The sequence below is a fragment of the Saccharomonospora iraqiensis subsp. iraqiensis genome (assembly GCF_000430445.1).
Taxonomy (GTDB): domain Bacteria; phylum Actinomycetota; class Actinomycetes; order Mycobacteriales; family Pseudonocardiaceae; genus Saccharomonospora; species Saccharomonospora iraqiensis.
Genome location: NZ_KE387110.1, coordinates 5,961 through 14,005 on the forward strand (window position 1 = coordinate 5,961; position 8,045 = coordinate 14,005).

Here is an 8,045-nt window from a genome sequence, read left to right on the forward strand (position 1 = left end):
CCCGGTCACGGCCGCGCAGTCCGCGCCGACCAGCCGGGACGCGAACGCGGCGGGCTCGGCGGTCGTGGCCGAGGCGAGCACGAACACCGGATCGGCGCCGTAGTACCGCGCGATCCGGCGCAGTCTGCGCAGCAGCAGGGCGACGTGCGAACCGAACACCCCCCGGTAGCCGTGGCACTCGTCCACCACCACGTAGGACAGTCCGCGGAAGAACCGCGCCCACCGGGCGTGGGCGGGCAGCACGCCCTTGTGCAGCATGTCCGGATTGCTGAACACCCAGCGCGCGTGGTCCCGTACCCAGCGGCGTTCCGACTGCGGGGTGTCCCCGTCGTAGGCGGCGGGCCGCGGGTCGTGCGCATCCGTGCCGAGGTCCGTCCCCGCCACCGAGCGGAGCTGGTCGGCCCCGAGGGCCTTGGTCGGTGCGAGGTACAGCGCGGTGGCCTTCGGGTCGGTGGCCAGCGTGGACAGCACCGGGAGCTGGTAGGCCGTCGACTTGCCGGACGCGGTGCCGGTGGCGACCACCACGTTCCGGCCCGACCAGGCGAGTGAGGCGGCCTCGGCCTGGTGCGTCCACAACCGTGGGACCCCGCGGGCGGTGAGTTCCCGGACGACACCGTCCGGTGCCCACTCCGGCCAGTCGGCGAAGCGGGGCTCGCGCGCCTCGAGGTCGGCGACGTGCGTGACCGGGTGGCGCTCGCGGGGGATGCCCGCGGTGGTCCGGCCGAGCAGCCGCCGCGCGTCGCGGCTCCGGTCGAACTCCGCTGGTTCCGTCGTCGTCATCCGTCGCGCCCTCCCGGCCGTCCCGGCCGCGGCTGCCTGCCCGTTCCGCACGCTCATCGTGCACCAGTGCCGGACACCGTCCACACCGGCACCGGCGTCCACATCGTCATGTCGACTTGTCGCCCCGCACCTGTCGAGGGTCCCACATCCGGTCACGTGACGATCGACACATGGGGTGAGTGACCGGACTCACATGGTGTTTCTTCCGGTGCGAGATGGGTCACCTTGCCCGTGATCGGCGCAGTACCAATAGACTCCGCCGAAACACACCGTTAGTGGTGTAGATCCCAATGTCGGCTGCAGCACAGTGGACACGCACCGCTGGCGGCGTCGACAACAGGCGACGTTTCAGGAGGACGAATGTCCCGGCACATTCTCGCGGAGAGTACGGCGGAACTCTCCGGGAGTGACTACGGCATCGTGGCCGTGGTCGCCGTGATCGCCCTTGCCGCGGTGGTCATCGGTGTTCTCCTGCTCAAGGAGGTCCTGGCCGCGGGGCAGGGCACCGAGAAGATGCAGGAGATCGCCCGGGCCGTGCAGGAAGGTGCGGCCGCCTACCTCAACCGACAACGGAGGACCCTCGCCGTCTTCGGCGTGGTCGTGTTCTTCCTGTTGTTCGCGCTGCCCGCGGAGGACTGGGGCGAGCGCATCGGCCGCTCGGTGTTCTTCCTGCTCGGCGCGGCGTTCTCGTTCTTCATCGGCTACCTGGGCATGTGGCTGGCCACCAGGGCCAACGTGCGGGTGGCCGCGGCGGCCCGGGAGAACGGCGGCCGGGAGAAGGCGATGCGCCTGGCCTTCCGCACCGGCGGGGTCGTCGGCATGTTCACGGTGGGCCTGGGACTGTTCGGTGCCTCGGTCGTCGTCCTCGTCTACACCGGCCAGGCCCCGAAGGTCCTGGAGGGCTTCGGCTTCGGCGCCGCACTCATCGCGATGTTCATGCGTGTCGGTGGCGGCATCTTCACCAAGGCCGCCGACGTGGGCGCCGACCTGGTCGGCAAGGTCGAGCAGAACATCCCCGAGGACGACCCGCGCAACGCGGCCACGATCGCGGACAACGTCGGCGACAACGTCGGTGACTGCGCGGGGATGGCCGCCGACCTCTTCGAGTCCTACGCGGTCACGCTGGTGGCCGCACTGATCCTGGGCAGCGCCGCCTTCGGTGCGGCCGGGGACGGGCTGGTCTTCCCGCTGATCATCCCGGCCATCGGTGTGATCACCGCCGTCATCGGCATCTACATCACCCGGGCCCGTGCGGGCGAGGGCGGACTGACCACGATCAACCGGTCGTTCTACATCTCCGCCGCCATCTCGGCGGTGCTCTCGGCGATCGCGGCGTTCACGCTGCTTCCCGGTTCGTTCGCCGACCCCGACGCGGGCGGCAGCCCGGCGGTGGTCGCGACGTTCTCGGTGATCATCGGTATCGCGCTTGCCGGGGTCATCCTCTGGCTGACCGGCTACTACACCGGCACGGAGAACAAGCCGGTGCGGGACGTCGGCAAGACCTCGGAGACGGGCCCGGCCACGGTGATCCTGTCCGGCATCTCGGTCGGCTTCGAGTCGGCCGTGTTCACCGCGCTCGTCGTCGGTGCCGCCGTGTTCGGCGCGTACCTGCTCGGCGGCGGGGTCGCCCTGTTCGCCGTCGCGCTCGCCGGTACCGGCCTGCTCACCACGGTGGGTGTGATCGTCGCGATGGACACCTTCGGCCCGGTGGCCGACAACGCGCAGGGCATCGCCGAGATGTCCGGTGACCTGACCGAGGGCGAGGGCGAGCAGATCCTCACCGAACTGGACGCCGTCGGCAACACCACCAAGGCGATCACCAAGGGCATCGCCATCTCCACGGCGGTGCTCGCCGCGACCGCGCTGTTCGGCTCCTACTCGGCGGCCATCAACGAGGCGCTGGCCGACGCCGGGGCCACGGCCCAGGACCTCGGCGAGTCCTTCGTCAGCTCGATCATCGCGCCGAACACGCTGGTCGGCGGAATCATCGGCGCCGCCGTGGTGTTCCTGTTCTCCGGGCTGGCGATCAGCGCGGTGTCCCGCGCCGCGGGTGCCGTGGTCTACGAGGTGCGGCGCCAGTTCCGGGACATCCCCGGGATCATGGACGGCACCACCCGCCCCGAGTACGGCCGGGTGGTCGACATCGTCACCCGCGACTCGCTGCGCGAACTGGCCACCCCCGGCCTGCTCGCGGTGTTCGCCCCGATCGCCGTCGGCTTCGGCCTCGGCACCGGGGCGCTGGCGGGCTACCTCGGCGGGGCGATCGCGACCGGCATGCTGATGGCGGTCTTCCTGGCGAACTCGGGTGGCGCCTGGGACAACTCGAAGAAGCTCGTCGAGGACGGCCACCACGGAGGCAAGAACTCCGAGGCGCACTCCGCCACCGTCATCGGGGACACCGTCGGCGACCCGTTCAAGGACACCGCGGGCCCGGCGATCAACCCGCTGTTGAAGGTCATGAACCTGGTCTCGCTGTTGATCGCACCGGCGATCGTGTACCTCACCGTCGGTGAGTACGCCTCGCTGGGCGCCAGGCTGGCGATCGCGCTCGTCTCGGTGCTGATCATCGTGGCGGCGATCGTGGTGTCCAAGCGGCGGGCCTCGGTGATGACCGACAACCCGGCGGCACAGGAGTCCGGCGCCAACTCCTGATCCACCGACCGAGGGACCGGGACCGGGCCGGGCGTGGCGGCTTTCCTGCCGTCCGCGCCCGGCCCGTCTCATCCGATCGTGTGAGGTCGTGATCCCGAACGTCGGGGCGGACGTCCGGACGCCGTCAGTACAGTGCGGGGAGATCCGCGGTCAGGCCCGGTCGCTCGTGAGGAGGTATGGCGTGCGCCCGTTCGGAGGCAGGTTCGCCCTCGCGGTCGTCGGCGCGACCACCGGAGTGCTCGTCGCCGGATGTGGTGAACCGGCCGGGGCGCCGTCCCCGTCGACGGCGGAGCCCTCCGTGCCCGGCCCGGCCGCTCCGCGGTCCGGCCCGGTGAGTGGCTCGACGGTGAACTGGGTCAACGACTACTGCGGCGCGGTCACCGAGGTCGTGCAGGCGGTCTCGGACATGCCGACGATCGACCCGAGCACGACACGGAGCATCGAGCGGACGTCGAGCGAGATGCTGCGGGCGGTCGTCGGGGGCCTCGACCGCGCCCTCGACCGGCTGGAATCGCTGGACCCGGCGCCGTCCGAGGGCGCCGAACAGGTCCGTGCGCGGGCGGTGACGACCTACACCGGGATCCGGGACGAGGCGGTGAGCGCCCGGTCCGAGCTCGACGCGGCCGACGGCGTCCGGGCCAGCCGGGACGCGCTCGGCCGGGTGAACGCGCCGATGGACGAGATCGGGGAGCTCGACCTGCTCGAGGGATTCGACTCGGTGCCGGAACTCGGCCGGGCCGGTGCACACGCCCCCGCGTGCCGCGACCTCACCGAGGGCGGTCCGGAACCCCGGATCGATGCGCCGGAGACCGCGGGAAACACCGACGGCGGGCGGTGACCCCGTCGGCGGGACCGGACGCGCCGGGAACAACCACCGCCGTCCCGGTCGTTTCCGGGAGCACGACCGGGGAACACCGGGAGGTCGGGAGCCTCCGGAAGGATCGGACACTCCGTGTGTTCGTCCGGTTACGTAGTGGCCCCGGGCGGCGATCGCCGGGCGTGGCGTGCTAGGTGTGAGAAGGGGTCCGGGTGCCGACGGCACGGATGTCACCTGCGGCGACGGCCGTGGTCGGCGCACCCCGGCGCGGACGGATCCGTGGCGTGTCGGAGTACCTGAACGGACGGGACGTCGTCGCGGCGTGCACACTGGCGGATCGAACAACGAGTCGGGAACGAGCGAGAGAGCGGACGAAGCGTGGCTGGATCGACACGGACGAAACGAACCGTGGCGCGGGAGGACTCCCCGTCCGACGACCGCGCGACGGAGGACGCGGGCGGCAACGGCCGGCGCCGCCTGGTGATCGTCGAGTCGCCGACCAAGGCCCGCAAGATCGCTCCGTACCTCGGCAGCGGGTACGTCGTCGAGTCGTCCCGCGGACACGTCCGGGACCTCCCCCGCGGTGCCGCCGACGTCCCCGCCAAGTACAAGGGCGAGCCCTGGGCCCGGCTCGGGGTGGACGTCGACAACGGCTTCGAGCCGCTCTACGTGGTCTCGCCGGACAAGAAGTCCACCATCACCGAACTCAAGGGGCTGCTCGCCGACGTCGACGAGCTCTATCTCGCCACCGACCCCGACCGCGAGGGCGAGGCGATCGCGTGGCACCTGCTCGAAGCGCTGCGGCCGAAGGTCCCGGTGCGGCGCATGGTGTTCCACGAGGTCACCGAGCAGGCCATCCGCTCGGCCGCGGAGAGCACCCGGGAACTCGATTCCGACCTGGTCGACGCCCAGGAGACCCGGCGCATCCTGGACCGGCTGTACGGCTACGAGGTCTCGCCGGTGCTGTGGAAGAAGGTCATGCCGAAGCTGTCGGCGGGCCGGGTGCAGTCGGTGGCCACGCGGATCGTCGTGGAGCGCGAGCGTGAGCGGATGCGGTTCACCTCGGCGTCCTACTGGGACATCTCGGCGACGATGGACGCGGGCGGGGACGCCTCCCCGCGGACCTTCCCGGCCCGGCTGACCACCGTGGACGGTGCGCGGTTGGCCACGGGCCGCGACTTCGGCCCCGACGGGCAGCTCAAACAGGGCTCGGCCGACGTGCGGGTGCTCGACGAGGCGGAGGCGACCCGGCTCGCCGAGACGCTCGCCGGCCGCGAACTCGCCGTCTCCAGCGTCGAGGAGAAGCCCTACACCCGGCGGCCGTACGCGCCGTTCATGACCTCCACCCTGCAGCAGGAGGCGGGCCGCAAGCTGCGGTTCTCGTCGGAGCGCACCATGCGCATCGCGCAGCGGCTCTACGAGAACGGCTACATCACCTACATGCGGACGGACTCGACGACGCTGTCCGAGGCGGCGCTGACGGCCGCGCGGACCCAGGCGACCGAGCTGTACGGCGCGGACCACGTCTCGGACAAGCCGCGGCAGTACAACCGCAAGGTGAAGAACGCCCAGGAGGCGCACGAGGCGATCCGCCCGGCGGGCGAGGTGTTCGCGACACCCGGTGCGGTGGCGAACGAACTGGAGACCGACTCCTTCCGGCTCTACGAGCTGATCTGGCAGCGCACCATCGCCTCGCAGATGGCCGATGCCAAGGGCACCACGATGTCGGTGCGCATCACGGGTACCGCCGCCGGCGGTGAGGAGTGCGTGTTCTCCGCCTCCGGCCGCACGATCACCTTCCCCGGGTTCCTGCGGGCCTACGTCGAGTCCGTCGACGCCGAGGAGGGCGGCGAGGCCGACGACAAGCAGAGCAGGCTGCCGCACCTGTCGACCGGGCTGCCGATGACGGCGACGGCGCTCAACCCCGATGCGCACGCCACCTCGCCCCCGGCCCGCTACAGCGAACCGGCCCTGGTGAGCAAGCTGGAGGAGCTGGGCATCGGCAGGCCGTCCACCTACGCCTCGATCATCAACACGATCCAGGACCGCGGCTACGTGTGGAAGAAGGGCTCCGCGCTGGTGCCGTCCTGGGTGGCGTTCTCCGTGGTGGGGCTGCTGGAACGGCACTTCGAGCGGCTCGTGGACTACGACTTCACCGCCGCGATGGAGGACGAGCTCGACCGGATCGCCTCCGGGGACGAACAGCGCACCGACTGGCTCTCCCGCTTCTACTTCGGCGGTGATCTGGGTGCGGACGGTTCGATCGGCCGGCTCGGCGGGTTGAAGAAGCTGGTCGGCTCGGGGGTCGAGGACATCGACGCCCGCGAGATCAACTCGATCCCGATGTTCACCGACGACGAGGGGCGTCAGGTGGTCGTCCGGGTCGGCCGGTACGGCCCGTACCTGGAGCGCCCGGACGGCGAGGGCGGCTCCCGGCGGGCGAACCTGCCGGACGACCTGCCGCCGGACGAGTTGACCGTCGAGGTGGCCGAGAAGCTGTTCGCCACTCCGCAGGAGGGCAGGACGCTGGGCACCGATCCGGAGACGGGGCACGAGATCGTGGCCAAGGAGGGCCGGTTCGGGCCGTACGTCACCGAGGTGCTGCCCGAGCCGGAGGAACCGGCCGAGGGGAAGCGGACGGCGAAGGCGAAGAAGCCGAAGCCGCGCACGGCGTCGCTGTTCAAGTCGATGTCGATCGAGTCGATGACGCTCGACGACGCGCTGAAGCTGTTGTCCCTGCCCCGCGTGGTGGGCACCGACCCGGAGAGCGGGGAGGAGATCACCGCGCAGAACGGCCGGTACGGGCCGTATTTGAAGAAGGGCACGGATTCCCGCTCGCTCAGCAGCGAGGAGCAGATCTTCGACATCACGGTGGACGAGGCGCTCAAGCTGTACGCCGAGCCGAAGCGCCGCGGCAGGCAGGCCGCGCCGAAACCGCCGCTCAAGGAGATGGGCGAGGACCCCGAGTCCGGCAAGCCGATGACGGTCAAGGACGGCCGGTTCGGGCCGTACGTCACCGACGGCGAGTACAACGCGTCGCTGCGCCGCTCGGACAGCGTCGAGGACCTGACCCGGGAACGGGCCGCGGAGCTGCTCGCCGAGAAGCGGGCCAAGGGGCCCGCCCCGAAGAAGGGCTCGAAGAAGAAGTCGACGACCGCGTCGTCGGAGACGTCCTCGACCGGCTCGAAGTCGACGGCCAAGTCGACGTCGACCGCCAAGTCGACCACTTCGAAGTCGACCGCCAAGTCGACGGCGTCCAAGTCGACCGGATCGAAGTCGACCGGATCGAAGTCGACCGGATCGAAGTCGACGGCATCCAAGTCGACGGGGTCCAAGTCGACGGCATCCAAGTCGACGGGGTCGAAGTCGGCCGGCTCGAAGAGCACGGCGTCGAAGTCGACGACCTCGAAGTCCGCGGGTTCCGGGTCCGCCTCGTCGCGGTCCGCGGCGACGTCCCGTGCCGGGGCGACCGGATCCGAGGACTGACCCGCGCGTCCCACCCGCGCTGATCGCGATCAGTGACGACGACGGTGCACCGATGACGGATGGCGTGTGCCGTGACGGTCGCTACGCTGGGATGCACCGACCGTGACCGGTCGAGACGGTCCGGTGGTGCGACCGCGTGAGACGGGACAGACGCGCGAGGAGGACGTGTGGTGGACGCGGACGGTACGCAGGCCCCCGAGCCGTCGCGGTCGTTCACCGACCCGGCGCCCGGCCCCGCCTCCCGGCAGGACGCGGCGGGGTCCGGGCTCGGGGACGCGGAGATCGCGCGGCCGGTGAAGCCCGACCCGGA

The 8,045-nt window shown here is 70.9% G+C and carries 4 protein-coding genes; 3 read left to right on the forward strand and 1 reads right to left on the reverse strand.

Annotated features, from left to right (window positions below; genetic code table 11):
- A partial coding sequence (locus tag ACTIR_RS0115910; RefSeq protein WP_154663789.1) for a DEAD/DEAH box helicase occupies positions 1–780 on the reverse strand: 780 nt, incomplete at its 3' end.
- Between the two features lie 360 nt (positions 781–1,140).
- On the opposite strand from ACTIR_RS0115910, the gene ACTIR_RS0115915 reads away from it, so the two are divergent.
- The 3 genes from ACTIR_RS0115915 to topA all read left to right on the forward strand — a co-directional run bounded on the left by ACTIR_RS0115915 (position 1,141) and on the right by topA (position 7,735).
- On the forward strand, positions 1,141–3,432 hold the full coding sequence (locus ACTIR_RS0115915) for a sodium-translocating pyrophosphatase (RefSeq protein ID WP_026455025.1): 2,292 nt from the start codon (positions 1,141–1,143) through the stop codon (positions 3,430–3,432).
- Between the two features lie 181 nt (positions 3,433–3,613).
- Complete coding sequence (locus ACTIR_RS0115920; RefSeq protein WP_026455026.1) at positions 3,614–4,270, forward strand: hypothetical protein; 657 nt, start codon at positions 3,614–3,616, stop codon at positions 4,268–4,270.
- 387 nt (positions 4,271–4,657) lie between these two features.
- Positions 4,658–7,735 (forward strand): type I DNA topoisomerase, encoded by a 3,078-nt coding sequence (gene topA, locus ACTIR_RS23765; protein WP_034240461.1) that lies wholly within the window; start codon positions 4,658–4,660, stop codon positions 7,733–7,735.
- Positions 7,736–8,045: the final 310 nt, after the last annotated feature.